At 63.9% G+C, this 24,909-nt stretch carries 25 protein-coding genes; 13 read left to right on the top strand and 12 right to left on the bottom strand.

The window, feature by feature from the left end; all coding sequences use genetic code 11:
• Positions 1-96 precede the first annotated feature (96 nt).
• Complete coding sequence (locus tag SC1_RS02995) at positions 97-1,470, top strand: class II 3-deoxy-7-phosphoheptulonate synthase (RefSeq protein ID WP_062177372.1); 1,374 nt, start codon at positions 97-99, stop codon at positions 1,468-1,470.
• 59 nt (positions 1,471-1,529) lie between these two features.
• On the opposite strand, the gene SC1_RS02990 is transcribed toward SC1_RS02995, so the two are convergent.
• Positions 1,530-3,032, bottom strand: coding sequence for a M28 family peptidase (locus SC1_RS02990; protein WP_238586545.1), 1,503 nt, complete (start codon positions 3,030-3,032; stop codon positions 1,530-1,532).
• A 67-nt stretch (positions 3,033-3,099) separates the two neighbouring features.
• Positions 3,100-3,912: a CoA ester lyase gene (locus SC1_RS02985; protein WP_062177368.1), complete on the bottom strand. Its 813-nt coding sequence runs from the start codon at positions 3,910-3,912 to the stop codon at positions 3,100-3,102.
• A gap of 83 nt (positions 3,913-3,995) precedes the next feature.
• On the opposite strand from SC1_RS02985, the gene SC1_RS02980 reads away from it, so the two are divergent.
• Positions 3,996-4,910 (top strand): SPFH domain-containing protein, encoded by a 915-nt coding sequence (locus SC1_RS02980; RefSeq protein ID WP_062177365.1) that lies wholly within the window; start codon positions 3,996-3,998, stop codon positions 4,908-4,910.
• 1 nt (position 4,911) lies between these two features.
• Positions 4,912-5,358: an NfeD family protein gene (locus SC1_RS02975; protein WP_062177362.1), complete on the top strand. Its 447-nt coding sequence runs from the start codon at positions 4,912-4,914 to the stop codon at positions 5,356-5,358.
• Here SC1_RS02975 and SC1_RS02970 read toward each other — a convergent pair.
• The 3 genes from SC1_RS02970 to SC1_RS02960 all read right to left on the bottom strand — a co-directional run bounded on the left by SC1_RS02970 (position 5,355) and on the right by SC1_RS02960 (position 7,500).
• Positions 5,355-5,885: a GNAT family N-acetyltransferase gene (locus SC1_RS02970; RefSeq protein ID WP_062177347.1), complete on the bottom strand. Its 531-nt coding sequence runs from the start codon at positions 5,883-5,885 to the stop codon at positions 5,355-5,357. The genes SC1_RS02975 and SC1_RS02970 overlap by 4 nt on opposite strands.
• A 31-nt stretch (positions 5,886-5,916) precedes the next feature.
• The gene (locus SC1_RS02965) at positions 5,917-6,477 is read right to left on the bottom strand and encodes a hypothetical protein (protein WP_062183467.1); all 561 of its coding nucleotides are present in this window, start codon (positions 6,475-6,477) and stop codon (positions 5,917-5,919) included.
• A 132-nt stretch (positions 6,478-6,609) separates the two neighbouring features.
• The gene (locus tag SC1_RS02960; protein ID WP_062183464.1) at positions 6,610-7,500 is read right to left on the bottom strand and encodes a metal-dependent hydrolase; all 891 of its coding nucleotides are present in this window, start codon (positions 7,498-7,500) and stop codon (positions 6,610-6,612) included.
• Positions 7,501-7,556: 56 nt separating this feature from the next.
• On the opposite strand from SC1_RS02960, the gene SC1_RS02955 reads away from it, so the two are divergent.
• From SC1_RS02955 to SC1_RS02945, 3 genes are all read left to right on the top strand, one after another.
• Complete coding sequence (locus tag SC1_RS02955; RefSeq protein ID WP_062177344.1) at positions 7,557-8,171, top strand: TetR/AcrR family transcriptional regulator; 615 nt, start codon at positions 7,557-7,559, stop codon at positions 8,169-8,171.
• Between the two features lie 168 nt (positions 8,172-8,339).
• Positions 8,340-9,380 (top strand): GTPase ObgE, encoded by a 1,041-nt coding sequence (obgE, locus tag SC1_RS02950; protein WP_062177342.1) that lies wholly within the window; start codon positions 8,340-8,342, stop codon positions 9,378-9,380.
• A gap of 50 nt (positions 9,381-9,430) precedes the next feature.
• Positions 9,431-10,225, top strand: coding sequence for a MipA/OmpV family protein (locus tag SC1_RS02945; RefSeq protein ID WP_062177339.1), 795 nt, complete (start codon positions 9,431-9,433; stop codon positions 10,223-10,225).
• 39 nt (positions 10,226-10,264) lie between these two features.
• On the opposite strand, the gene SC1_RS02940 is transcribed toward SC1_RS02945, so the two are convergent.
• On the bottom strand, positions 10,265-11,152 hold the full coding sequence (locus tag SC1_RS02940; RefSeq protein WP_062177337.1) for an OmpA family protein: 888 nt from the start codon (positions 11,150-11,152) through the stop codon (positions 10,265-10,267).
• A gap of 245 nt (positions 11,153-11,397) precedes the next feature.
• The gene (locus SC1_RS02935) at positions 11,398-11,832 is read right to left on the bottom strand and encodes a VOC family protein (RefSeq protein WP_062177335.1); all 435 of its coding nucleotides are present in this window, start codon (positions 11,830-11,832) and stop codon (positions 11,398-11,400) included.
• Between the two features lie 160 nt (positions 11,833-11,992).
• On the opposite strand from SC1_RS02935, the gene SC1_RS02930 reads away from it, so the two are divergent.
• Both SC1_RS02930 and SC1_RS02925 read left to right on the top strand, forming a co-directional pair.
• Complete coding sequence (locus tag SC1_RS02930; RefSeq protein WP_083435647.1) at positions 11,993-13,312, top strand: S41 family peptidase; 1,320 nt, start codon at positions 11,993-11,995, stop codon at positions 13,310-13,312.
• Entirely contained in the window at positions 13,296-13,775 is a 480-nt protein-coding gene (locus tag SC1_RS02925; protein ID WP_062177330.1) for a MarR family winged helix-turn-helix transcriptional regulator, read from the top strand. The genes SC1_RS02930 and SC1_RS02925 overlap by 17 nt, the downstream gene beginning before the upstream one ends.
• On the opposite strand, the gene SC1_RS02920 is transcribed toward SC1_RS02925, so the two are convergent.
• Genes SC1_RS02920 through SC1_RS02910 form a run of 3 tightly spaced genes read right to left on the bottom strand, consistent with a single transcriptional unit; the run spans position 13,776 to position 15,894 of the window.
• Positions 13,776-14,258 (bottom strand): GNAT family N-acetyltransferase, encoded by a 483-nt coding sequence (locus tag SC1_RS02920; protein WP_062177327.1) that lies wholly within the window; start codon positions 14,256-14,258, stop codon positions 13,776-13,778.
• Positions 14,255-14,647, bottom strand: coding sequence for a thioesterase family protein (locus SC1_RS02915; RefSeq protein WP_062177324.1), 393 nt, complete (start codon positions 14,645-14,647; stop codon positions 14,255-14,257). The genes SC1_RS02920 and SC1_RS02915 overlap by 4 nt, the downstream gene beginning before the upstream one ends.
• The gene (locus tag SC1_RS02910) at positions 14,644-15,894 is read right to left on the bottom strand and encodes a threonine ammonia-lyase (protein WP_062177321.1); all 1,251 of its coding nucleotides are present in this window, start codon (positions 15,892-15,894) and stop codon (positions 14,644-14,646) included. Before SC1_RS02910 ends, SC1_RS02915 begins: the two co-directional genes overlap by 4 nt.
• Before the next feature lie 58 nt (positions 15,895-15,952).
• Between SC1_RS02910 and SC1_RS02905 the strand changes: the two genes are divergently transcribed.
• The 4 genes from SC1_RS02905 to SC1_RS02890 all read left to right on the top strand — a co-directional run bounded on the left by SC1_RS02905 (position 15,953) and on the right by SC1_RS02890 (position 20,997).
• The gene (locus SC1_RS02905; protein ID WP_062183458.1) at positions 15,953-16,831 is read left to right on the top strand and encodes an NAD(P)-dependent oxidoreductase; all 879 of its coding nucleotides are present in this window, start codon (positions 15,953-15,955) and stop codon (positions 16,829-16,831) included.
• Complete coding sequence (locus tag SC1_RS02900) at positions 16,828-18,489, top strand: amidohydrolase (protein ID WP_083435646.1); 1,662 nt, start codon at positions 16,828-16,830, stop codon at positions 18,487-18,489. Before SC1_RS02905 ends, SC1_RS02900 begins: the two co-directional genes overlap by 4 nt.
• Entirely contained in the window at positions 18,479-19,750 is a 1,272-nt protein-coding gene (locus tag SC1_RS02895) for an FAD-dependent oxidoreductase (protein ID WP_062177319.1), read from the top strand. The genes SC1_RS02900 and SC1_RS02895 overlap by 11 nt, the downstream gene beginning before the upstream one ends.
• A 98-nt stretch (positions 19,751-19,848) precedes the next feature.
• Entirely contained in the window at positions 19,849-20,997 is a 1,149-nt protein-coding gene (locus tag SC1_RS02890) for an alpha-hydroxy acid oxidase (RefSeq protein ID WP_062177317.1), read from the top strand.
• A 101-nt stretch (positions 20,998-21,098) separates the two neighbouring features.
• Here the strand turns inward: SC1_RS02890 and creD are convergent, their stop codons facing one another.
• Complete coding sequence (creD, locus tag SC1_RS02885) at positions 21,099-22,496, bottom strand: cell envelope integrity protein CreD (RefSeq protein ID WP_238586544.1); 1,398 nt, start codon at positions 22,494-22,496, stop codon at positions 21,099-21,101.
• A gap of 225 nt (positions 22,497-22,721) precedes the next feature.
• Complete coding sequence (locus tag SC1_RS02880; protein WP_062177312.1) at positions 22,722-23,471, bottom strand: TorF family putative porin; 750 nt, start codon at positions 23,469-23,471, stop codon at positions 22,722-22,724.
• Between the two features lie 265 nt (positions 23,472-23,736).
• On the opposite strand from SC1_RS02880, the gene ispG reads away from it, so the two are divergent.
• Positions 23,737-24,888 (top strand): flavodoxin-dependent (E)-4-hydroxy-3-methylbut-2-enyl-diphosphate synthase, encoded by a 1,152-nt coding sequence (gene ispG, locus SC1_RS02875; protein ID WP_062177309.1) that lies wholly within the window; start codon positions 23,737-23,739, stop codon positions 24,886-24,888.
• The last annotated feature ends 21 nt before the right edge of the window (positions 24,889-24,909 follow it).

Genomic DNA, 24,909 nt, shown 5'->3' with positions numbered 1-24,909 from the left:
TAATGCTAATTTTCGGGTTTGATCGTGCCGGAAACATTGCTTCCGCGCGACATAGGCGCCATGTGGCGCTCGATTCGAACGCGAAAAGACAGGCATATGACGAAAAACTGGCAACCGCATAGCTGGCGCTCGCACGAAGCCCGCCAGCTTCCCACCTATCGCGACGCCGATGCGCTGGCGGCCGCCGAGCGTGAGCTCAGCAATTATCCGCCGCTGGTCTTTGCCGGCGAAGCGCGCGACCTGACCGCCGAACTCGGCCGCGTGGCCGAGGGCAAGGCGTTCCTGTTGCAGGGCGGCGATTGCGCCGAAAGCTTTGCCGAATTCCATCCGAACAATATCCGCGACACCTTCCGCGTGCTGCTTCAGATGGCGGTCGTGCTGACCTTTGCGTCGAAAATGCCCGTGGTGAAGCTCGGCCGCATGGCGGGTCAGTTCGCCAAGCCGCGCTCGGCCGACATGGAAGATATCGGCGGCATCGAGTTGCCGAGCTATCGCGGCGACATCATCAACGACATCGCGTTCGAGGAAGCGGGCCGCGAGCCCGACCCGCAGCGCATGGTGAAGGCGTACAACCAGTCGGCGGCCACGCTGAACCTGCTGCGCGCCTTTGCCAATGGCGGCTATGCCAATCTGCACCAGGTCAACGCCTGGACGCACGATTTCATGGACCGCAGCCCGTGGGCGAAAAAATATCAGGAAACCGCCGCGCGCATTTCCGAAGCGCTCGCCTTCATGGAAGCGTGCGGCGTCACGCCGGAAACCGTGCCGCAGATTAAGGGCACCAGCTTCTACACCAGCCACGAAGCCTTGTTACTTCCTTATGAGCAAGCACTGACCCGTCAGGACAGCCTGACCGGCGGCTGGTACGATACGTCGGGCCACTTCCTGTGGGTAGGCGACCGCACCCGCTTTGAAGGTTCGGCGCACATCGAATATTTGCGCGGTATCGGCAATCCGGTCGGCATGAAGTGCGGCCCGAGCCTCGAGCCCGACGCGCTGCTGCGCCTGCTCGATACGCTTAACCCGAACCATGTCGCCGGACGCATGACGCTGATCACGCGTTATGGCCACGACAAGATCGAAGCGCATCTGCCCAAGCTGGTACGCGCGGTGAAGGAATCGGGTCACCCGGTCGTCTGGTCGTGCGACCCGATGCACGGCAATGTGATCAAGACGCCCAACGGCTATAAGACGCGGCCGTTCGATCGCATCCTCGCCGAAGTGCGCGGCTTCTTTGCCGTGCACCGCGCCGAGGGCACGCATGGCGGCGGCATCCATATCGAAATGACCGGCCAGAATGTCACCGAATGCACCGGCGGCGCGATGGATGTCACGCAGATGGATCTTGCCGACCGCTATCACACGCATTGCGATCCGCGCCTGAACGCCGGTCAGAGCCTCGAGCTGGCATTCCTGCTGGCCGAAATGCTCAATCAGGAAATGGCGGATCGCGCCAAGCAAGCGGCGTAAAACCAACTTTGTCATTGCGACCCCGGCGAAAGCCGGGGTCGCAATGACAATCTAAGAAATTACTTACCCGGCCACTGCTTCGTATCGGCGAACGCCCGGCCCAGCGCGACATGCAGATCGGCATCCTCCGCCGCACCGCCAAGCGGGATCTTGTCCGAGAAATTGTCGGCGGCACTGTGATAGTCGCTGCCAAGAAAAGCTTCGAGCAGCTTCATGTCCGAGAAGCTGCCGCCGACCATCAGCGACGTCACGCCCTTTGCACCCAGCGCCCAGCCGTCCTGCCGCTGGATGAAGGCATCGGCCTCGCCATCCTCGTCGAGCTTGCGGCCGAGCTTCGTCGCGGTCTCGCGCACAACAGCGTCATAGGCGGGCTTGCCGCGTCCGATCGTCGCCACCGGGGTGCCGCGCGGGGAGATGGCGATCGTATCGATGTTGAGCGCGACCGTGATGTCGGACAGCGGCACGACCGGATGATCGGCAAAATAATGTGCGCCAAGCAGACCCTTTTCCTCTGCTGTCGTCGCCATGAAATAGATGTCGCGGTCGGGGCGAGCGCCCGAACCCAGGCGCTTTGCCACCTCGATCAGCACCGCGATACCGCTCGCATTGTCGACCGCGCCGTTACAGATACGATCAGCGGCGCCTTCGGGCTCGCAAATGCCGAGGTGGTCCCAGTGCCCCAGAAACAGGATCGCCTTACCATCGGGCTTGGCGCCGGGAAGCTTTGCGATGATATTGTTGCTGGCAAAGGCTCGTGAGGTCGATTGCGCCTTCATGCTGGCGGTCACCGGCAGCGCCGCGCCCTTATAGTCAGGCGATTTCGCCGCCTCTCGCAGCCCATCGCCATCCTGCCCTGCCTTTTTCAGCAAGGCATCAGCCGCCTCGATCGACAGGAAGCCGCTGATCGGTGCGCCCGGCTTGGCGCTCGCGAGCCGTACCGACTTGGCGCCCGCGCTTTCGCGCAGTTCCGTCCACGGCACCGCATCGGTCGCGATCACCAGCACCGCCGAGGCACCCGCATCGGCAAGCATCTGGCGCCGCTCGCGATAGCGCGGCAGCTTGTCGCCGAAGGGCGCATTGTCGAACAGCATGATCGCGAGCTTGCCCTTGACGTCGGTATTGACCTTGCCCGCGCCATCGAGGCCATAGCCGACGAAGACGGCGGGAAGATCGTCAAAGGAGGCCGACGCATCGCGGCTGCTCAGGATAATCCCGTCATTCCCCAGCGCGAAGTCGCGGCCGTTGACCTTGAATTTCGCAGAGCCGCCAAGCGCCTGCGTTTCGACGAAGGGTACCGGCTGGAGCCAGGGTGTCGCGCTGCCCGGAACAGCTTCGAGCCCGGCCTTCGCCCATTCGCCGACGATATAGGCGATCGTGCGATCTTCTCCCTCGGTTCCCGGCGCACGGCCTTCGAACGCATCGCTCGCGAGGACCTTGATATGGTCGGCAAGCTCGGCCTCGGTAATCGGGGCGTCGCCCTTGGCGGGCGCGGCCGAGCAGGCGGGAGCGAAAGCGGCAAGGGCGATGGCCGCGACGGCGGCGTGGAAACGGGTGGTTTTCATGGCGCCGCCGCATGGCATTTCCGCCGCGGCGCGGCAAGGCGCGTTCGTCGAAAGACGAACGGCGGCGTCAACCCCGCCCCGCGCGCTCCAGCAATGCCTTGGCCGCTGCAACATGCATATCCTCGATCATCCGCCCATCATGCCGCTGCGCCCCGCCCGTTGCCGCCGCGACCAGCGCTTCTGCGGCGGCGACCTCGCGTTCGGAGGGCGCGAACGCCATGTTGCACGGATCGACCTGCAACGGATGGATCAGAGTCTTGCCGTCGAAACCGAACCGTCGGCCCTCAGCCACCTCGGCGGCGAAACCTGCGGCATCGTCGATCGCATTATAAACGCCGTCGAAACACCATACGCCGCCGGCGCGCGCCGCCAGCACGATCGTCTGGATCGCGTGGCTCATCGCGCCGCGGTCCATTCCGTCGGGCAGTTTGAGTTCGTGCGCGAGATCGTTGAGCCCACCGATCAACCCCGTCACCACCCGGTCGGCCGCGATATCTCGCGCCGCATAGATCGCAGCGGGCGTCTCGATCATGGCAAAGACCGGCAGGCCCATGTCGCGGAGCGGGTCGAGGTCGGCTGGCACGTCGACTTTCGGCAGCACGACCGCATCGAGTGCAAGACCATAGAGCGCCGCAATATCGGCCTCCTGCTCATAGGCGCCGGTGGCGTTGACGCGCACCGCGACGCGCTTGCCGGGATATCCGGCCTCGACCGCGCGGCGCATCGCATCGCGTGCCTCGATCTTGCGGTCCGCCGGCACCGCGTCCTCGAGGTCGATGATCAGCATGTCGGCGGCGAGCGCGTGCGCCTTTTCGAGCGCGCGTGCGTTCGAACCGGGGACATAGAGCAGCGAGCGCGGCGGATAGTCACTTGGGGTCATGCGCTTTTCTGTGGCGCAAGGCGGCCATTGCCGCAATAAGGAAGCGGGTTTGCAAAGTCGCAATTTTGCAGAGGGGATGATCGATGGAATTTGCGCTTGCACTGGTGGTTTTGGCTCTTGTGTTCCTGATCTGGGCGCTCACGCCCGTTCGTCAGGGCTATGCCTATACGATCGAACGCTTCGGCCGCTACACGCACACCGCGCAGCCTGGGCTCAACTTCATCATGCCGATCTTCGACCGTGTCGGGCGCAAAGTGAACATGATGGAGCAGGTGCTCGACATCCCGGGCCAGGAAATCATCACCAAGGACAATGCGATGGTCGCGGTCGACGGCGTCGTCTTCTTCCAGGTGCTCGACGCCGCGCGCGCCGCCTATGAGGTGAGCGACCTCTATCTCGCGATCATGAACCTTACGACCACGAACCTTCGCACCGTGATGGGTTCGATGGACCTCGACGAAACGCTGTCGAAGCGCGACGAGATCAACACCCGGCTACTCCACGTCGTCGACGACGCAACGACCCCATGGGGTGTCAAGATCACGCGCGTCGAGATCAAGGACATCCGCCCGCCCGCCGATATCTCGAACGCGATGGCACGGCAGATGAAGGCCGAGCGTGAAAAGCGCGCAAACATCCTCGAAGCCGAAGGCATGCGCGCCTCCGAAATCCTCCGCGCCGAGGGCGAGAAGCAGGGCCAGATCCTGCAGGCAGAGGGCCGCCGCGAAGCCGCTTTCCGCGACGCCGAAGCGCGCGAACGCGAAGCCGAGGCCGAAGCGAAGGCGACGCAGATGGTGTCCGACGCAATCGCCAGCGGCAATGCGCAGGCGATCAACTATTTCATCGCGCAGAAATATGTCGAGGCGGTAAGCCAGTTCGCAACCAGCCCGAATGCTAAGACGATCCTCTTCCCCGTCGAAGCAACGCAGCTCATCGGCACGCTCGGAGGGATCGGCGAACTCGCCAGGGATGCGCTCGAACGCAAGACGGGAGCCTGACATGCCCGACTGGCTGACGAATATGGAACCGCACTGGGCGTGGCTTTCGCTCGGCGTGCTGCTCGCCGCCGCCGAGATCGTCGCGCCGGGCTTTTTCCTCATCTGGGTCGGCGCCGCGGCGGTCGTCACCGGCGTCGTCGCCTGGATCGTCCCGCTCAGCATCCCGCTCCAGCTCGGCATCTTCGCCATATTGTCGTTCGTCGCGCTCTACGGCGGGCGCCGCTGGTTGAAGGCGAACCCGATCACGACGACCGACCCGCACCTCAACCAGCGCGGTGGCCGCCTGATCGGCGAAGTGCTGACGGTGACCAAGGCGATCGAGGACGGCCGCGGCCGGGCCAAGGTCGGCGACGGCGAATGGCCGGTGCGCGGGCCCGACGTTGCCGAAGGCGCGAAGGTGCGCGTTGTCAGCGCCGACGGCGGCGTGCTGGTGGTCGAGGTGGCCTAGCCGCCCTTCGACCGCGAATAGATTGCGACGACATGGCCTAGCGCATCGCTCTCGCCGATCCGGCGGAAACCGAGCTTCGCCGACACGCGCTCGGACGCGTCATTGCCCGGATCGATGATGCAGCGCACCTCGGCCTCATCCAGATGTTCGTCGGCCCAGCCTAGCGCCGCGCGCATCGCCTCGGTCGCATAGCCCGCGCCCCAATGGTCGGCGTCGAACGCCCATCCCGCTTCGGGAACCCCCTCCAGCTCGGGGATGCCGCGGCAAAAATAGCTTAGGCCGCCCATTCCGACCAGCGCGTCGCTCGCCCGGTCGGCGAACACCCAATAGCCAAAGCCCATCACCGGCCACAGCCCCGCCGAGCTCAGGAACTTGCCCCAGCTGACGTCGGGTGCGCGCGGTTCACCGCCGATGAAGCGCGTGACGCGTTCGTCGGCCCACATCGCGATATGGACGTCCTTGTCGGACAGGCGCCCCGGGCGCAGGCGCAAACGGTCGGTTTCGATGACGGGAGGCGATGTATACATCGCCCCGATGTGCCGAACCGGCGCGGGCCGGTCAATCCGGGTTCAGATAATGGTCGAACAGGTCGTGCAGCACGGCCTTGCCGTCGACCTGCTGCTTCGCGCGCATCACGCCGAGAGTGTCGACGCGCGTCAGCACGTCCACATGACGAAGCACGCCATGATATTGCGGCCGGTCGTTGAAATCGTGGAACAGGAAGATACAGTCGGGCTTGCAGTGGATGATCGACTGCAACAGGCAGGCGACACGAAAGCGGCCGTCGATAAACACCGCATCGGGGCTGCCGCCCATGACGCGCCAGATATGCGTGTGATAGCGCGGCCAGTCGCGCAGCCGGTTTTCATCGACCGGATAACCCCATTCGCCCACGGGTCCGATGTCGACATGAACGGGGGTAAATTCCACCGCCTCGCGGGAGACCTCGGTGTGAACCCTGGTCAGCCAGTCGGTATCGCTGTCGACGCTGACGATGCGCTGCACCTGCCGCGCCGCCACCACGGTACTGCCGCCGCACCCGAATTCGAGCAAGGAAGCCAGCCCAGCGAGCTGCAGTTCGAACTGCACGACCTCGGCCGCGGTCATATGTGGTTGCATGGTCCCCTCCACCGGTCGGAGGATATGGGAGGACGAACGCCGCGTCCAGCCTGCGTTGCCGGTCATGCCCGCGAAAGCGCGATCCAAAGGAGGGGAGAGAGAAACCGTCCCGGATCGCGCTTTCGCAGGGGGTCAGGCTGCCGCGGCAGCCAGTTCGGGTTTAGACGAATGCGCCGGCATGATCGCGTCGGCATAGTCGCTTTCATATTTCTGGATCAGCGACCGGTCGTCATGATTCCACGGGTGGAAGCCAGGCATGAAATAGGAAAGCCAAGGGAAGAAGCTCTTGCGCAACACGCCGGGCGTGCCGAGCAGATACCACCAGATGCGCGCCGTGACGCGCCAGCCGGTGAGGCCGTCCTGCCTAAGCAGCGCCTTCATCCCCTTCACGCGCTTCGGCCAGAAGCGAGTGGTGACAAGGATCATCATCAGCGATTTCGCACGCCAGCGCCGGAAACGGCTCCAGTCCTTCGTCGCGTGAAGCCAGGTGTCGTAGGCGACACCCTTATGCTCGATTTCCTCGATCGCGTGCCATTTCCATAAGCTGGCCCACTCGGGCTCGGCGCCCGCATACATCTTGTCCTCGCGCAGCATCACCGCCGCCATCATGGCGGTATAATGTTCGAGCGCGATCGTCGCCATCAGGTTGACGATCTGCGGCCGCGTCTTGATGAGGTCGAGGACCTGGTTCACATCGGCTTCGAGTTCCGACAGGTCGTACCCCGCTTCCGCTGCCTTCTTGTTAAAGACGACATGCTCGCGGCTGTGGATCACTTCCTGCTGGGTAAAGGCCCGGATTTCGCGTGCCAGCTTGTCGGGCACACCATCGCGGTGCGCCTTCACCGCCTCGATGAACATCGCCTCGCCGCGCGGAAAAGTTACCGACAGCGCGGTGTGGAATGCCGAGGCGATCGGGTCGCCGTTCAGCCACCAGCGGCCCTGCCGATCGTCACGGCCAAAGCGCATGTCGCGCGGAGTGATCGACAGATCGGCGGGCGTCGGCGACTGGGAAATGCTGGACATATGGCTCATACCGTCGAAAAGGGGAGACGGGCCAGCAATAGGGTTTACTTACACACATGTCAATAGTGAAGAAGCGTTTGAGTCCCGAGGAAAGCCGTTCGGCGGCGCTCGAGGCTGCACGCCAGATTTTGGTCGAAACGGGGCCTGCGGCGGTGACGCTGAAGGCCGTCGCGGCGCGGATCGACCGCACCCACGCGAACCTGCTCCATCATTTCGGTAGCGCCGCGGGGCTGCAAAAGGCCCTAGCCGCCTATCAGGCCGAAACCGTATGCGCGACGATCGGCAAGAAAATGGCCGAATCGGCGCCCGGCGACCGTAATGTGCGCGAGATCGTCGACCTCGCCTTCGACGCCTTCAATGAGGGCGGCGCGGGCGCTCTCGCGACATGGATGGCGGCGACGGGCAATGATGATGCGCTCGACCCGATCGTCGATGCGATCCACCGGCTGATCGACGGCATGGCGCCCGATGCGCATGAAAAGAGGCTGATGCATGAGGATACGCTTGCACTGGTGCTCATGGCGCTCGGCGATGCGCAGCTTGGCGGGCCGATGGCCGAGGCACTCGATCTGCCGCGCGACACCTCGCGCGTGCTGGCGACCGAGCTCATCACGGGGCGGATCGCAAAGTTCTGGGCCGAGCATGGCGGCAAGCCTGGCGCTGAGGGGTAGCATTTTCGTCTTTTAGGCGTTAGGAGCCGCAGCAATCCCTTCATTCCGTTTGCATCGAGCGAAGTCGAGATGCCCATCGGCCTTGCGCCATTTCGATGGGTGTCTCGACTTCGCTCGACACGAACGGAACTTGATGTGCAGTCAAGTTTACGCCCTAAAGGCCTCGCCATGCATTTCCTCGACCAAGCCAAGATCTTCATCAAATCCGGCGACGGCGGCCCTGGTGCCGTGTCGTTCCGGCGCGAGAAATATGTCGAATATGGCGGCCCCGACGGCGGCAACGGCGGCAAGGGCGGCGATATAGTCTTCGAAGCCGTCGCCGGCCTCAATACGCTGATCGATTTTCGCTATACCCAGCATTTCAAGGCGAAGCGCGGCACCCCCGGCGCAGGCCGCGACCGCACCGGCGCAGGCGGCCCCGATCTCGTCATCCAGGTGCCGATTGGCACCCAGATCCTCGACGATGATGAGGATCGCAGCCTGCTTGCCGACCTGACGAAAGAAGGCGAACGCGTTCATTTCCTGCGCGGCGGCGACGGCGGGCGCGGCAATGCAAGCTACAAGACGTCGACCAACCGCGCACCGCGTCAGCACGGGCCGGGCTGGCCAGGCGAGGAACTGTGGGTGTGGCTGCGGCTGAAGCTCCTTGCCGATGCCGGTCTCGTCGGGCTGCCCAATGCGGGCAAGTCGACCTTCATCAACGGCGTCACCAACGCGCAGGCCAAGGTCGGTGCCTATGCCTTCACCACGCTCCGCCCGCAGCTCGGTGTCGTCAGCCACAAGGGGCATGAGTTCGTGATCGCCGACATTCCCGGGCTGATCGAGGGCGCTGCCGAAGGCGCCGGCGTTGGCGACCGCTTCCTCGGCCATATCGAACGCTGTCGCGTATTACTGCACCTCGTCGATGCAAACGACACGGACGTCGCGACAAGCTATCGCATCGTGCGCGACGAACTCGAAGCCTATGGCGCCGACCTGATCGACAAGCCGGTCATCGTGGCGCTCAATAAGATCGACACGCTCGACGACGAATTGGTCGCCGCGCTTTCGGCCGAGCTCGCCGAAGAAAGCGGCCACCCCGTGATGGCTCTCTCGGGCGCGAGCGGCGCGGGCGTACCTGCGGTACTCGACAAGCTGCTTGAAGCGATCGGTCACCCCGAACCGGGCGAGGACGAAAGCGACGAAGCCGCCGGCTGGTCGCCGGTCTAGGAACGAAACAATGCCGCTGTGAATTTCATGCGGAACAACAAGGATTTCGCATGACCGATCGCAGCAAGTTTCCCGCCCTGTTCCTCACTGCACTCGCACTGGCAGCCATGCCGGCGCACGCACAGGAGGGCGATGGCGGCGGAGAAAAGCGCACGCGTATCATCCTCGGACCGCAGCTTTCGCCGTCATGGCCCGGCGCGGACAAGTTCAGTGTCGGCCCCTATATCGACGTCTCGCGTACCCGCGACGCCGAATTTGCGTTCGAGGCGCCCGACGAGAGCTTCGGTTCGCCACTGGTCCGTTCGGGCAATTTCGCCTTTGGTCCGGCGTTCGGCTTCATCGGCAAGCGCAAGGCATCCGACATCGGCGCCGATCTGCCCAAGGTTGGCCTGTCGGTCGAGGCCGGCGCGTTCGGTCAGGTCCATTTGACCCCCGAACTCCGCCTCCGTCTCGAAGGGCGCAAGGGGCTGAGCGGCCACAAGGGCTGGACCGGCGAAATCAGCGCCGACTATGTCGCGCGGCAGGGCGACGACTGGCTCTTTTCGATCGGTCCGCGCGTGACGCTGGGCGATGCGAAATATACGCGCGCCTATTTCGGGGTCACGCCCGCTGCGGCGCTCACTTCGGGCCTGCCCGCCTATGATCCGGGTGGCGGCGTCCAGTCGGTCGGTGTGACCGCCGGCTATCACCGAATGTTTGGGAAGAATTGGGGCATCGCCGTCTATGGCCGCTACGACCGGCTTGTCGGCGACGCGGCGGACTCGCCCGTCACGCGCCAACTCGGCTCGCGCAGCCAGCCCTCCGGGGGAATCGCGCTCAGCTATACCTTCGGCGGTAACCGCTAAGTCGGTTTGCCGGGGTGGGCGCCGCCCACCCCGAACATCTTACAGACCGTCGAGGCCCTTGCTCACCAGAATATTCACCGCAACGCGGCGATTCTGGGCCTTGCCCTCGGGCGTTGTGTTATCGGCCGCCGGGTCGGCTTCGGCCATCCCGGTGGGGGTCAGCATGCGATAGGGCTTCCAGCCGCACGCCTGCTGAAGGTGATTGACGACGCGGCTGGCGCGCTTTTCGCTGAGTTCCTGGTTGAACTCCTGGCTTCCCGTCGAATCGGTGTAGCCGACGACGAGCAACAGTGCGTTGTCCATCCCGTTCGCCTGATTGGCCGCGGTGCACAGATCGGCCTTCGCCTGTTCGGACAATACCGCCTTGCCGGTGTCGAAGTTCACGTTGGTCGTGCCCTTGACATTATACTGATCGATATCGCCCACGCGGCTGCGTAGCGCATCGGTCGCAGCCGTCTGTTCGGCAAAGCGCTGGTCGGTGCCCGTGCGGATCATCGACGCAGTCCGAAGATCCTTGTTCTTCAGCGAGACCTGGCTCGCCGCGAGGCCGCCGCTCCACTGAAGCGTATCGACCGTCACCGGCAGACCGTTGAGCAACGAATCTGCCGCCAGCTTGCTGCTGGCAAGACCAAGGAAACCGCCGCTGCCCTTTACGCGGGTTTCAGGAATGATCGAGAGGATCGTGTTGTTGCCATCAGCGGTCGTGACCTGAATCCGGCCTTCACTGCGCGCCGAGATAATACCTTCAACCTTGGGGCCCTTGGTCATCTCCGACGCAGGGGGAATCTGGGCAGTTACGGTCGCCATGACATCGCCACCCGACGCGTCCTGCGGTTCCTGCGACTGCGCGGCTACCCCCATTGTGGCGGTTCCTGCCAGCATGGCCAGCATCAGCAAAATTTTCGGACTCTTGGAAACGGCGCCCATATACTTCTCCTTACAAAACTGCCGCCCACGCAGGTCGGCCCGCGTATTCGCGTGGTCCGTTCTGGGACAAGATTACTCGCGGCGAAGTCGAAAGTTGCGCAGACTATCGGGCGCACGGCACGGACGGCCGATAAGGCCGTGTGTCAAAAGCGTAATTTTTTCGCCTGGAAATTTACGTAGGGATAAATTCCACGGCATTTGCTGGCTGGCAGTCGTCATTTTTCCAGGAGAAGTCTATGTTGCCGTCACCCTTCGAAACGAATTTTCACCGACGGCGCACTCCGATCATGCGCGCCATGATAGACCGCCTCGATATTATTGCCGTCGGGGTCGAGCAGGAAGGCGGCGTAATAGCCGGGATGATAGGGCCGCTCGCCTGGCGCGCCATTGTCGCGGCCCCCCGCACCGAGGCCCGCCTTGTGAAAATTGTCGACCGCGGCGCGGTCCGCCGCCTGAAACGCCAGATGATGCCGGCCGGTCAGTTGACCCAGCGCCGCCTGACTGTCTTTCGTCGATACGAATAACTCGTCCGCCCAGAAATAGTCCTCGGCCTCCCCGCCGATCGGTACACCCAGAACTTCGAAGATCGCACCGTAAAAGGCGCGGCTGGACTTCAGATCGGCGACCACCAGTTGAAGGTGGTCGATCAACCGGCCGCGGTGCAGCAATTGCGTTTCCATCGAGGTCTCCTCTCGCGCCCGCACCGCATGTGGAAAACCACTCCGTCGGGCGATAGTTCCCCCGACACTCTCTGCCGTCGATTGATCGCAGGCTTGCGCCGATGAGAATTACAATATATTGCGCAATATATTGTATAAATCGCATCACGGCAGGACAACCATGAATATCCGTCACTTGTCTATAATTTTCGCTGCAACTGCCGCATCGGTTGGCTGCGCTGCCTCGGCGCAAGACGCACCTCTCACGGCGGTCGACAAGCGCGCCATAGTTGAACAACTCAGCCGGATGATCGAGGCGAACTATGCCTTCCCCGACAAAGCCAAGAGCATCGCCGCGGCGCTGCGTCACCACATTGACGCCGGCGATTATGACGCCGTGCCAGACCGGGGGGCGCTCGCGCACGAACTGACCGACGACCTGATCTCCGCCAGCAACGATCTGCATTTCTCGGTCGGTTTCGATCCGAAGTGGGTCGCCGATTATGCGGCGCGGCGGGATCCCGCGCGCGCCGCGGCGCTCCGCGAAAAGGACCGCCGCGACGAAGAGCGGCAAAATTTCGGCTTCGCCGGCCTCCGTTATCTGGACGGCAATATCGCCTATGTCGACCTGACGCATTTCGCGGACCCCGAACTCGGCTATGACGCGGCGGCCGCGGCGATGCGCTTTATCGAGAATGGCGACGCAGTGATTTACGACCTGCGCTACAATAATGGCGGTCATCTGGAGATGGCCCAGTTGCTCGCCAGCCAGCTCTTTCCGGGCGACAAGGATCAGGAGCTGTTCGACTATGAATATACGCTCGACGGCCGCCGGGTTGAGCGTGGCCAATGGGTCCTCCCCGCACTCCCAGCCAAGCGGCTGACCGGAAAGCCCGTCTATGTTCTCACCGGTTCGACCAGCTTTTCCGCCGCCGAATGGTTCGCCTACACGCTGAAGAAGCTGGGACGTGCAACGCTGGTCGGCGAACGCACCGCAGGCGGCGCGCATCCCGTCGACCGCAAGCCCGTTGGCACCGACTTTTTCGTGCAGGTGCCGATCGGCCAGATTCGTGACCCGATCGATCGCGGCGATTTCGAGGGTCAGGGCGTCACGCCCGACCATCAGCTCCCATCGGCCGACGCCCTTGCCTTGGCGCACCGCCTCGCACTTGCCGACCTTGCCAAGGCCGATCCGGCGAAACGGGCCGATGCCGACTGGCTCGCGCCCGAACTTGCGGCGCACCCGCAGCTATCCGGCCCTGCGCTCAAGGCGATAGCGGGACGCTACGAAGGACGGCGCGTCGACCTCGTCGGCGGCAAATTGCTCTACACTTGGCGTGAACGCTTCCGCCTGGCGCTCGAACCGCTTGCCGGCGATCTGCTGGCGATCGAGGGGGTGGACGACTTCCGCTTCCGTATTGTGCGCAAAGGCGGCAAGGTCACCGCGCTCGAACGTATCGACCGCGACGGAACTACCCAGACCTATGCCCGCCTCGACTGACATCTCGACTGATCTCGACGACATCTCTTTCCTCGGCCGGCTCAGCGAAGCGCTGAGCCAGCAGATCGAGGAACAGACGCGGCCGCTGTTCGACGCCGCCGGGATCACGGTGCCCGTCCGCTCCTGCTCCTTGCTCACAGCATTGAACAATGCCGGCGAAGCGACGGCGGCCGAGCTGGCGCGCGCACTCGGCCAGTCGCACCAGTTGGTGATGCAGAAATGTCCTGCATTGTTGCGTCTCGGCTTCATCACCCAGCACGCCGACCCTGCGGACGCGCGGCGCAAGATCTTCCGGATCACCGACGCGGGCCGCGACCAGCTCCACCGCATCGACGCCTATAGCGCCCGGATTACCGAGGTCTATCGCACGCTTTTCGAAGAGGTTGGCGATGTTCACAGCGCCATACTGAAAGCCTTGAACGCCCTAACCAAAAAGCCCCTGACCGAACGCTTCAGCGAATAGTCATAGGGACCGGAACATCACCAGCGCGTCGACGAACCCCTCTGCCGGATGCTCAAAGGCGGCGGGCAGGCGCCCGACCACTTCGAACCCCAGCGACTGCCACAGCCCGGCCGCGCGCACATTGGTACTGACGACGAAATTGAACTGCATCGCACGAAAGCCGCGCGCCTTTGCATGCTCGATCGAATGCAACCCCATCGCCCGCGCGATGCCGCGACCGGTTGCCCCCGCGCCGGTGACATAACCCGCGTTCGCGACATGCCCGCCGCCGCCCGTCTGGTTCGCGCGGAGATAATAGGTACCGAGGACGACGCCGCCATCCTCAGCGACGAACGCCTCCTTGTCGGCACCGAACCAATAGGCCAGCGCGTCATGCTCGGTCATGTCGCGATCCAGCGTCAGTGTCTCGCCCGCACGGATCACGGGCGCGATGATTCCCCAGATCGCCGCAGCATCGGATTCAATTGCCGGCCGAATGATCATCCGAGAAACGGCGCGACTATGTCATCGGTGACGCGCAGCGGCCGCCCGCTTGCCTTGTCGAGCAGCGCCCATACCGTCCGCGCCCGCACATGCACTTTCCCCTCGGCGCCCGTGAACTCCATGAAGCGATCGAACTTCGCGCCCTGCGGCTTGTCGGCGACCCACGTCCGCGCGGTCACCGTCTCACCGGGGCCGAGCGCGCGCAGATAGTCGATCTCGTGCCGCACCACGACCCAGATATACGCATCCTTGTGCGACTGCGGCGCTGCAGCGTCCCAATGCGCCGTCGCGACCTGTTGGATCCACTGGACCCAGACGGCATTGTTGACGTGGCCGAGTTCATCGATGCTCTCAGGCGTCGCCGTGAGTTCGAGCGTGAACTCCCTCATGCGAGTTCGACGGTGGTCACCATATAGCCCGCATCGCGGAGCGCCGCGACGAGGCTGTCGAGATGCTCACGGTCGCGCGCTTCACACTCGATGTCGGTGATCAGGCCCTTGGCGGGCAGCGTCGTGAAGATGCGCTGGTGATAGATTTCGATGATGTTGACCTGCTTCTCATCGAACAGCTTCATCACCTTGAACAAAGCGCCCGGACGATCCTGCAAGCGGATGCGCAGGCGCGCGATGCGGCCCGAGCGGGCGAGATCGCGCAGCAGCACGTTCGCGAGCAGTCGCGTATCGATATTGCCGCCGGTCAGCACCAGCCCGACCTTGCGTCCGGCGAACTCCTCGGGATGCGCGAGCATCGCAGCGAGCCCCGCTGCGCCCGCGCCTTCGACCACGGTCTTTTCGATCTGCAGCAGCAGGCTCACCGCGCGCTCCAGATGCCGCTCGGCGACAAGAACGATATCATCGTTGAGTTCGGAGACGAGCCGCCGCGTATAGCTGCCCGGCTCCTTCACCGCGATGCCTTCGGCCAGCGTGTCGCCCTCGCACGCCATGTCGACGCCGTTGAGTTCGGCATACATCGACGGATAAAGCTCGGCCTGCACGCCGATCAAACGCATGTCATTCTTGATCCCGCGCGCCGCGGTACCCATGCCCGCGAGCAACCCGCCGCCGCCGATCGGAACAATGAGGGTGTCCAGTTCGGGCACATCTTCGAGCATTTCGAGCGCCACTGTCCCCTGCCCAGCCGCAACGTGGGGATGGTCGAAGGGATGAACGAAAGTCAGTCCGCGCTCGACTTCAAGCAGCCTTGCATGCGCATAGGCGTCGTCAAAGGTCTCGCCATGGAGCACGATCGTCGCGCCATGGCTCGCAGTCTGCGAGACCTTCACCTGCGGGGTCGTGCTCGGCATGACGATCGTGACCGGCACGCCGAGGCGCTTGCCATGATAGGCGAGGCCTTGCGCATGATTGCCTGCCGACGCCGCGATCGCGCCGCGCGCCTTCGCTTCGTCGCTGAGGAGGAGCAGCGCGTTCAATGCGCCGCGTTCCTTGTAGGCGGCGGTGAACTGGAGATTCTCGAACTTCAGCCACACCTCGGCGCCGACCAGTTCGGACAGCGTCTGCGAATGCAGCGTCGGTGTCCGCACGACCGCGCCGTTAATTCGCCCGGCCGCCGCGCGCACATCGTCCAATGTGATCGCCGGAAGATCGGCGGCGGAGGTCAGCGTGAGTTGATCTGTCATAGCGGAAGCGCCCTAGCCTATCTGGCGCGCCGCGCAAACTATGCTTATGGACTCGGCCATGAGCGAACAAAAATTGCGCATCAGCTTCATCGGCACCGGCGTCATGGGCGGACCGATGGCGGGGCACCTCGTCAAGGCGGGGCACGCCCTCACCGTCTATAACCGCACGCGCGCCAAGGCCGACGCCTGGGTCGCGCAGCACGGCGGCACCGCGGCCGCGACGCCGGCTGAGGCGGCGCGCGATGCCGATGTCGTCCTGACCTGCGTCGGCAACGACGATGATCTGGCACAAGTCACGCTCGGCCGCGACGGCGCGTTCAAGGCGATGCGAAAGGGCGCGCTGTTCGTCGACCATACGACCGTCTCGGCGCGCATCGCCCGCCAGCTTTCGGTCGAAGCCGACGGGCTCGGTCTGCTATGCGTCGACGCCCCCGTTTCGGGCGGCGAAGCCGGGGCACAGAATGGCACGCTTTCGATCATGTGCGGCGGAACGAAGGAAGCCTTCTCGGCCGCCGAACCGGTGATGCAGGCCTATGCCGCGCGTATGGTCCATATCGGCGGCCCCGGCGCGGGGCAGACGACGAAGATGGTCAACCAGATCGCGATCGCCGGCGTGATCGAGGGGCTATCCGAAGCGCTTCGTTTCGCGCAGGCGTCGAAACTCGACACCGACAAGGTGTTCGAGGCAGTCTCGGGCGGCGCGGCGGCAAGCTGGCAGATGCTCAACCGCTGGGGCACAATGGCCAAGGATGAATTCGACTTCGGCTTTGCCGTCGACTGGATGCGCAAGGATCTGGGCCTCGCGCTCGACGAAGCGCGGGTCAACGGCGCAACCTTGCCGGTCGCCAGCCTGGTCGACCAATTTTACGCCGACGTCCAAAAAGCCGGCGGCGGGCGAAAGGATACGAGTTCGCTCGTGACGAGGTTGCCGAAGTGAAGCGCCTCCTTCTGACCGCGCTGGCCGTCACCCTCGCGGCGCCCGCGCACGCCGATACACTCGTCGATAATGTCAACGGCATCACGCTCGACAAGGACGGCAAGCTCGTCCGCTTTACCGGCCTCGTCATCGACACGCAGGGCAAGGTGAAGCAGTTGCTCGACCGCAAGGACAAGCGGCCCGAACGCCCCGATTTCAAGGAAGACGGCAAGGGCCGCACGCTCATTCCCGGCCTGATCGACGCGCATGGTCATGTCATGGGGCTGGGCTTCCAGCTCATGCTGCTCGACCTGTCGAACACGAACAGTCTCGCCGAAGCGCAGGCGGCGATCCGCAAATATGCCGCCGAAAATCCCGAAATGCCGTGGATCATCGGGTCGGGATGGAATCAGGAAAAATGGGGTCTCGGCCGCTTCCCGTCCGCGGCCGACCTCGACGCCGCGGTGCCGAACCGCCCCGTCTGGCTCGAACGCGTCGACGGCCACGCCGGCTGGGCGAATACAGCGGCGATGACGGCCGCAAAGATCACCCCGGCGAGCAAGTCGCCCGAGGGCGGCCGTATCGAAATCGAGGGCGGCAAGCCGAGCGGCGTTTTCATCGACGCCGCCATGAGCCTCGTGGACAGCGCCAAGCCCAAACCGCTCGCGCGCGACCTCGACCGTGCGCTGTACCTCGCGCAGCAGAAATTGCTCGAACAGGGCATCACGACGATCGCCGACATGGGCACCAGCATCGCCGACTGGCAGGCGTATCGCCGCGCGGGCGACAAGAAGCAGCTTTCGGTTCGGATTCTGAGCTATGGCGGTGACATCGACAATATGGCGATCATCGCCGGATCCGAACCTACGCCCTGGCTGTACGACGACCACCTCCGCATGGTCGGGGTGAAACTCTATCTCGACGGCGCGTTGGGTTCGCGCGGTGCGTGGTTGAAGGCGCCGTACAGCGATGCACCGGGACAGAAGGGCCTGCCGCTCCTCACCCCCGCACAGCTTCGCAACAAGATGGTGCGCGCGTCGATGGACAAGTTCCAGGTTGCGATCCATGCGATCGGCGACGCCGCGAATGCCGAGGCGCTCGCCGCCATCGGCGACCTCACCGCCGACCTTCCCGGCGAGCGCCGCTGGCGCATCGAACATGCGCAGATCATCGACCCCGTCGACATTCCTCGCTTCGCAGAGCTGAAAGTCATCGCGTCGATGCAGCCCGTCCACCAAACGAGCGACCGCGTGATGGCCGAGGCGCGCCTTGGCCCCGACCGCCTCAAGGGCGCCTATGCCTGGCGCAGCCTCGAAAAGGCGGGCGTCCGCCTCGCCTTCGGGTCCGACGTGCCCGTCGAAAGCGCCAATCCCTTCCCCGGCATCGCCGCCGCAATCTCGCGCACCGATGCCAAGGGCGAGCCGTTCGGTGGCTGGCGCCCCGAGGAAATCGTGACGCGCGAAACCGCGCTCGACGGCTTTACGCGCACCGCCGCCTTTGCCGGTTTCGCCGAGGACCGCATTGGCACGCTGATGCCCGGAATGCGCGCCGACTTCCTGCTTATCGACGCCGACCCGATGCTCGCCAGCCCCGACGAGATCCGTCGCATGACCCCGCTTGAAACCTGGATCGGCGGCTATCGTTATTACAAGAAAGAGGCTTCATCGGGTGGCCGATAACAGTCCCTCGCGTCGCGCGCTCCTGACTGGCCTTGCCGCGCTGCCCGTTGCGGCGGCGGCCTCCGCCGCGGCCGAAAGCAAGGAACGCAAGCCCAAGAAGCGAAAACCCGCCAAGCCGAGGGTCCAGCATGTCGATGTCGCGATCATCGGCGCTGGCGTGTTCGGCGCATGGACCGCATGGCATTTGCTGCGCGCGGGCAAGACGGTGCGGCTGTTCGACGCCTATGGCGCGGGCCACGCACGCGCATCGTCGGGGGGCGAAAGCCGCGTTATCCGCATGGGCTATGGCGCCGACACCATCTATTCGGAGATGGCGCGCGACTCGCTCAAATATTGGAAAGACCTCTCGGACAGCGCGAGCGCGCCGATCTTCCACAACACCGGTGTGCTCTGGTTCGCGCCGCAAGGGGACGCCTACACCGCGCAGTCGCTCGCCTGGCTGCAGGCGAACCGCGTCGGGCACGAACATGGCGACGTAAGCTGGCTCCAGAATAAATATCGCCAGATCCAATTCTATCAGGGCGAGACCGGGATTCTCGAAACCGAGGCCGGCGCGCTCATCGCCGCTCGCGGGGTGCAGGAGTTGATCGCCGACGCCCAGATCGAGGTCGAGCGCGTCGTCATGCCCGCGCCGCTCTTTTCGAAAAAGACGAAGCGCCACACGCTGCCCGACGGCGGCACTGCCGACCATCTCGTCTATGCCGCAGGCCCGTGGATCGCCGAACTTTTCCCGCAGCAGTTGATGAACAAGATCGTCGCGACGCGGCAGGAGGTCTATCATTTCGGCGCGCCGCAGGGCGATACGCGCTTTGCACCGCCCGAACTGCCGGTGTGGGCCGACTTCAACAACGGCCGCATCGTCTATGGCGTCCCCGATCTCGAAGGCACAGGGTTCAAGATCGCGATCGACGTCCATGGCCCGACGGTCGATCCCGACACCATGGAACGCCAGCTTTCGCCTGCGGGTATAGCCGAGGCACGCACCTATATGCAGCGTCGCTTCCCCGGCCTGGCGTCGGCGCCGCTGCTCGGCGGACGCGTCTGCCAATATGAGAATAGCTCTAACGGCGATTATCTGATCGATCGCTTTCCTGGGCAGGAGCATGTCTGGCTCGTCGGCGGCGGATCGGGCCACGGGTTCAAGAACGGCCCCGCGGTCGGCAAGCGCATCGCCGCGCATATCCTCGACGCCAGCCTCGCAATCGAACCGCGCTTCAGCTTCGCGACCAAGGGGACGGTGGCGGCGCGGACGGTTTTCTAGATTCGTCATTGCGAGCGTAGCGAAGCAATCCAGAGTTGCGCAAACCGCTCTGGATTGCTTCGCTACGCTCGCAATGACGGGATAAAAGCAGGGCACGCATGAAACTCACCGACTGTCACAATATCGACGACTTCCGCGCACTCGCAAAGCGGCGCCTGCCTTGGCCCGTGTTCGACTATATCGATGGCGCCGCCGATGACGAGGTCACGCGCCGCCGCAACCGCGCCGCTTTCGACGATTGCGACCTCATCCCGCGCGTCCTAGCCGGTGTCGAAAGCGTCGACATGCGAACGACGCTGTTCGGGCGCGAGATGGCGATGCCGCTTTTCCTGTCCCCGACCGCGCTCCAGCGCCTCTTCCACTGGCAGGGCGAGCGCGCCGTGCTCCGCGCCGCCGCGAACGCCGGCACCGTCGCAGGCATATCGAGCCTCGCGACGATCAGCCTTGCCGAGGCGGGCGCGCTCACCGACGGCCCCAAGCTTTTCCAGCTCTACGTCCACCACGACGAAGGCCTAAATCAGGCGATGCTCGACGCCGCGCGCGACGCGAAGTTCGACGCCGTCGCGCTCACGGTGGATACGATCGTCGGCGGCAATCGCGAACGCTGCCTGCGCTCCGGCTTCACCTCGCCACCGCGTTTCACCGCCGGCAACATGCTGAGCTACGCCGCCAAGCCGGGCTGGGGCCTCAACTATGTCCTCCGCGAAAAATTCAGCCTGCCCAATCTTGCGACGCACGTGTCGGAAGGATCCAGCGTCCCCAAATCGGTCGCCGAATATTTCACCTCGATGCTCGACCAAAGCCTCGATTGGAACCGCGCCGAGGCCATCCGCAAGAAATGGGACGGGCCCTTCTGCCTGAAGGGCATCGTCGCGGTCGAGGATGCGAAGCGCGCCGCGGAGATCGGCGCCACCGCAATCATGGTCTCCAACCACGGCGGCCGCCAGCTCGACGGCAGCATTTCGCCCTTCGATGCGCTCGCCGAGATCGTGGATGCGGTCGGCGATAAGGTCGAGGTGATCTGTGACGGCGGCATCACCCGCGGCACGCATGTGTTGAAAGCGCTATCGGTCGGGGCGAAGGCCTGTTCGGGCGGCCGCCTCTACCTCTATGCGCTGGCTGCCGCGGGCGAGGATGGCGTCACGCGTGCGATCGCCTTGCTCCGCGCCGAAATGGAGCGCGGAATGAAATTGATGGGGGCTAAGGCCCTGTCGGATCTCGGCCCCCAAAATCTGCGCTGGCGGTAGACGATATCGTCATTGCGAGGAGCGAAGCGACGAAGCAATCCAGCGAAGTGGAACCGCTCTGGATTGCTTCGCTTCGCTCGCAATGACGAAGTAAAGCGACGCTAAGCCGCCACTTCATCCTTCTTGCCGATCCCGCCCCAGTCGATGTTGCGCGTCATATACATCACCCCGGCGAGGGCAAAGAACATCAACACCGAACCGATGAGCAGCGAATAGGCTTCGAGATTGAGCAGCACATAGAGCAGCGCATAGAGCCCGATCAGCATCGCCGCGAGGAAGCGCGCGCGCTTCCAGCTCTTGAGCACCGCCGCGCTGTAAAAGGCCAGCAAGCCGATGATCGCCGCCGACGCCAGCATATAGGCGAAGGTGAACCCGATCACTTCGGCAAAGGCGAGCAGCAGCACGAAGAACAGCACCAGCGCGATGCCGGTCAGCAGATATTCTGCCGGCGCCACCCGTGCGCCCGCGATGATGTCGAACATCAAAAAGGCGACGAAGGTGAAACCGATGAACAGGAAGCCATATTTGATGCTGCGATCGACCTGGCTGTAAAGGTCGACGGGCTCGATCAGGCTGATCGCGACCGCCTTCGCCGTGCCCCCCGACGCCTCGCTGCCGCCGCCACCGCTGGCAGCCTCGACCGCCACCGGTTCCATATAGGCGTCGCGCGGGCCGTAACTGGTCGTGACCGGCGGCGACAAATCGCCCGTCAGCACCTGCGCCTGCCCTAACGCCAGGTTCGGGACAGCATAGGTCGCGGTAAAACCGCTGCTCTTCACATCGCGCTTCGCCGGAAGGAAATCGCCGCCGAAGCTCGGATTGGGCCAGCTCGACTTCACCGTCCAGCGCGTATCGACGCCGCGCGGAATCAGCTTGAAATCGCCCAGCCCGCGGACGCCGATCTTGTAATCGACCTTCATCGGCGCCGCCGCGCTCCAGTCGACGAAAGCGAAGGTTCCCGAATTGCCAGTGGAGAGCAGCCCCTTACCGGGCTGGAGCGCAAGCGGCGTGCCGTCGACTGTCAGGCTGTTGCCGTCTACCAGCCCGCGTGCATCACTGATGCCCAGCCGCACTTCGGCGCGGTCGAGCATCAATGCCTCGCGGCTGACGCCATAGCGCGCTATGTCGGCGGGCAGAACGAACTCGGCGCTCCCAGCGATCTGGCTTTCGTAAACAACGGTCTCGTATATCGCTTTCTTGCGCTTCTCGGGTTTGATGACGACGTCGGCCTTGTTCGTCTGCGGCGACAGATAGAGGTTACGGATCGTGTTGACGGTGCGCGTCACATCCTTGCCATTCTCCTGCACCGTCGTCGTTTCCGTGGCGCGATAGGGGATGACGATCACCGGTCCGGCGATCGTCTGTTGCCCGCCCCAGCCTTGGCCGATCGAGGCCTGGGCGGTTTCGGCTTGCTGCTGGCGATCCCAGAGCAGGCCGTAAATCATCAGGAGCGGGACCATCAGCGCCACCGCAATCAACACTGCGATGACCAGCTTCACGCCGGGACTTCGCTCTGACCGCGCGGGCGGTACGGGGGGAAGGGAAACACTCTGAGTCATGGGGGATAAACTCCGCTGCTTCAACTCGTCGATGAAATTGCACGGTTCGTCTACACGGTCAAGCGCGTTGCGATGAGGCGTCGCCCCCCTTCTTCGTGCACGAAAAAGGGGGCGGCCTCCCCCGAAGCCGCCCCCTTAGCGCGTGGTCGCTGACCCGCTAGGCTGTCAGAAAGAGACGCCCAGCGTAAAGACCACGGTTGGATCGTAAAGTGTGTCGACGGCCTTGACGCCCGTCTTTTTAACGTCGGTGTCAATATATTGGACCGTCAGGGTCGCGGGACCGGCGGCGTAGGAGGCGCCGACCGACCAATCGACATATTTGCCATCGGGCGAAACGAGGCCCAGCGATCCATCATTGTAACCGATGCCTGCGGTCAGCGTGATCGGCGTGTTGGGTACGCCAAAGCCGGCGCCAAGGTTCAGATAGATATTATCGGCATCGCCCAGCGAATCCTGCTTGGGCGCATAAGCCACCATGCCAGTGATCGAGAGGGGGCCGATGTCGTGCGACAGCTTGCCGATGCCCTCGAAATAATCGGTCGGCGCGCCGCCGTCTTCGCTACCCGGATAGGTATAATAAGTGACGCCAACGTCGACCGTCGTGCCGGATGCGATTTCGGTCGCGAACCCGCCATAGACGTCGAGTTCGAACTTGCCATAGGCCGGGCTGTCGGGAAGCGAGGAACCCCAGACGCCGGCATAAAAACCGCTTTCGTGGCTGACGGTCAGCGTCGGCTGCACTGCGACCTTTTCGTTCGACAGCGAAATTCCGCGGAAACGATAGTCGCTCGTCACGGCGATACCGCCCGAAAGCGAGAACGGACCGCTGGCTTCTTCTTCCTGGGCAAAGGCGGGCGTCGACATGGATGACGCGGCGAGCAGCATGCCGAAACACGCTTTGGTAAGAAACTTCATGGGTGATCCCCCTAACCAAAAAAACGGATCGTCCCGGCCTGCCGTACGCGTCCGCGCCTCTTCAATATGGGCGTGTGACGACGAACGCTTAAGAAGTTGCCGATTTTGCTGCGATGCACAAACAGAAATTGCTCAAAAGTTACAAATCGGTGTCAAACTGTGTCTTTCCAGCAACAATTCACCTTAACTACGGCGGGCTTTGCCAAGCCGATCCCGGACGGCTAAAGAGCGGCACACACACTTCCCTTCGTATCGAGCCCGCATCATGAGCGATCACAACCCCGGCCTGCGCCCCTGGCGCGACATTGCGCGGCGCGAATGCCGCCAGATCATGGTCGGCAATGTCCCCGTCGGCGGCGGCGCGCCGATCAGCGTGCAGACGATGACCAATACGCTGACCAGCGATCCGGTCGCGACGATCGACCAGATCCGTCGCTGCGAGGAAGCCGGCGCCGACCTGATCCGCGTCTCGTGCCCCGACACCGAATCGACCGCCGCACTTGGCAAGATCGTCCGCGCGTCACGCATCCCGATCATCGCCGACATCCATTTTCACTATAAGCGCGCACTCGAAGCCGCCGACGCTGGCGCGGCGTGCCTGCGCATCAACCCCGGCAATATCGGATCGTCCGAGCGCGTCGGCGAAGTCGTTCGCGCCGCCAAGGCGAACGGCTGCGCCATCCGCATCGGCGTCAACGCCGGCAGCCTCGAGAAAGACCTGCTCGAAAAATATGGCGAGCCCTGCCCCGAGGCGCTCGTCGAAAGCGCGCTCGACCACATCAAGCTGCTGCAGGATCACGACTTCCACGAGTATAAGGTCGCAGTGAAGGCCAGCGACGTGTTCCTCGCGGTCGCCGCTTATGCGCAGCTCGCCGACGCGGTCGACTGTCCGCTGCACCTCGGCATTACCGAGGCAGGCGGGCTGATCGGCGGCACGGTCAAGTCGGCGCTCGGCATCGGCAACCTGCTATGGGCCGGGATAGGCGACACGATCCGCGTCAGCCTTTCGGCCGAGCCCGAGGAAGAAGTGCGCGTTGGCTATGAAATACTGAAATCCTTGGGCCTGCGCACCCGCGGCGTCCGCGTCGTCTCCTGCCCAAGCTGCGCGCGACAGGGCTTCGACGTCATCCGCACCGTGCAGGCGCTTGAGGACGCACTCAGCCACATCAAGACCCCGATGTCGCTCTCGGTCCTCGGCTGCGTCGTCAACGGCCCCGGCGAGGCTCGCGAAACCGATATCGGCATCACCGGCGGTGGCAACGGCAAGCATATGGTCTTCCTGTCGGGCGTCACCGACCATCATGTCGAGGACGCCGACATGATCAGCCATATCGTAAAGCTCGTCGAAGCAAAGGCGGCCGAGATCGACGCGGGCAGTTCGGTCAGCATGGACACGCTGCACGGCAAGGCGGCGTAAGCCACCCTGCCGCGCGGGAAT

The organism is Sphingopyxis sp. C-1, assembly GCF_001047015.1.
In the GTDB taxonomy this organism is placed as follows: Bacteria; Pseudomonadota; Alphaproteobacteria; order Sphingomonadales; family Sphingomonadaceae; genus Sphingopyxis.
This window is presented reverse-complemented; position numbering and strand designations above follow the sequence as displayed.

What these genes read in the sequence shown, in the direction of transcription:
- SC1_RS02925 (WP_062177330.1), top strand. Translation starts at nt 13,296, where the DNA reads ATGCCCGCCTCGACTGACATCTCGACTGATCTCGACGACATCTCTTTC.
- SC1_RS02960 (WP_062183464.1), bottom strand. Translation starts at nt 7,500, where the DNA reads ATGTCCAGCATTTCCCAGTCGCCGACGCCCGCCGATCTGTCGATCACT.
- SC1_RS02970 (WP_062177347.1), bottom strand. Translation starts at nt 5,885, where the DNA reads ATGTATACATCGCCTCCCGTCATCGAAACCGACCGTTTGCGCCTGCGC.
- SC1_RS02945 (WP_062177339.1), top strand. Translation starts at nt 9,431, where the DNA reads ATGACCGATCGCAGCAAGTTTCCCGCCCTGTTCCTCACTGCACTCGCA.
- SC1_RS02980 (WP_062177365.1), top strand. Translation starts at nt 3,996, where the DNA reads ATGGAATTTGCGCTTGCACTGGTGGTTTTGGCTCTTGTGTTCCTGATC.
- SC1_RS02880 (WP_062177312.1), bottom strand. Translation starts at nt 23,471, where the DNA reads ATGAAGTTTCTTACCAAAGCGTGTTTCGGCATGCTGCTCGCCGCGTCA.
- SC1_RS02915 (WP_062177324.1), bottom strand. Translation starts at nt 14,647, where the DNA reads ATGAGGGAGTTCACGCTCGAACTCACGGCGACGCCTGAGAGCATCGAT.
- SC1_RS02910 (WP_062177321.1), bottom strand. Translation starts at nt 15,894, where the DNA reads ATGACAGATCAACTCACGCTGACCTCCGCCGCCGATCTTCCGGCGATC.
- SC1_RS02920 (WP_062177327.1), bottom strand. Translation starts at nt 14,258, where the DNA reads ATGATCATTCGGCCGGCAATTGAATCCGATGCTGCGGCGATCTGGGGA.
- SC1_RS02975 (WP_062177362.1), top strand. Translation starts at nt 4,912, where the DNA reads ATGCCCGACTGGCTGACGAATATGGAACCGCACTGGGCGTGGCTTTCG.
- SC1_RS02955 (WP_062177344.1), top strand. Translation starts at nt 7,557, where the DNA reads ATGTCAATAGTGAAGAAGCGTTTGAGTCCCGAGGAAAGCCGTTCGGCG.
- SC1_RS02930 (WP_083435647.1), top strand. Translation starts at nt 11,993, where the DNA reads ATGAATATCCGTCACTTGTCTATAATTTTCGCTGCAACTGCCGCATCG.
- SC1_RS02965 (WP_062183467.1), bottom strand. Translation starts at nt 6,477, where the DNA reads ATGCAACCACATATGACCGCGGCCGAGGTCGTGCAGTTCGAACTGCAG.
- SC1_RS02995 (WP_062177372.1), top strand. Translation starts at nt 97, where the DNA reads ATGACGAAAAACTGGCAACCGCATAGCTGGCGCTCGCACGAAGCCCGC.
- SC1_RS02990 (WP_238586545.1), bottom strand. Translation starts at nt 3,032, where the DNA reads ATGAAAACCACCCGTTTCCACGCCGCCGTCGCGGCCATCGCCCTTGCC.
- SC1_RS02940 (WP_062177337.1), bottom strand. Translation starts at nt 11,152, where the DNA reads ATGGGCGCCGTTTCCAAGAGTCCGAAAATTTTGCTGATGCTGGCCATG.
- obgE (WP_062177342.1), top strand. Translation starts at nt 8,340, where the DNA reads ATGCATTTCCTCGACCAAGCCAAGATCTTCATCAAATCCGGCGACGGC.
- SC1_RS02985 (WP_062177368.1), bottom strand. Translation starts at nt 3,912, where the DNA reads ATGACCCCAAGTGACTATCCGCCGCGCTCGCTGCTCTATGTCCCCGGT.
- SC1_RS02905 (WP_062183458.1), top strand. Translation starts at nt 15,953, where the DNA reads ATGAGCGAACAAAAATTGCGCATCAGCTTCATCGGCACCGGCGTCATG.
- SC1_RS02890 (WP_062177317.1), top strand. Translation starts at nt 19,849, where the DNA reads ATGAAACTCACCGACTGTCACAATATCGACGACTTCCGCGCACTCGCA.
- SC1_RS02935 (WP_062177335.1), bottom strand. Translation starts at nt 11,832, where the DNA reads ATGGAAACGCAATTGCTGCACCGCGGCCGGTTGATCGACCACCTTCAA.
- ispG (WP_062177309.1), top strand. Translation starts at nt 23,737, where the DNA reads ATGAGCGATCACAACCCCGGCCTGCGCCCCTGGCGCGACATTGCGCGG.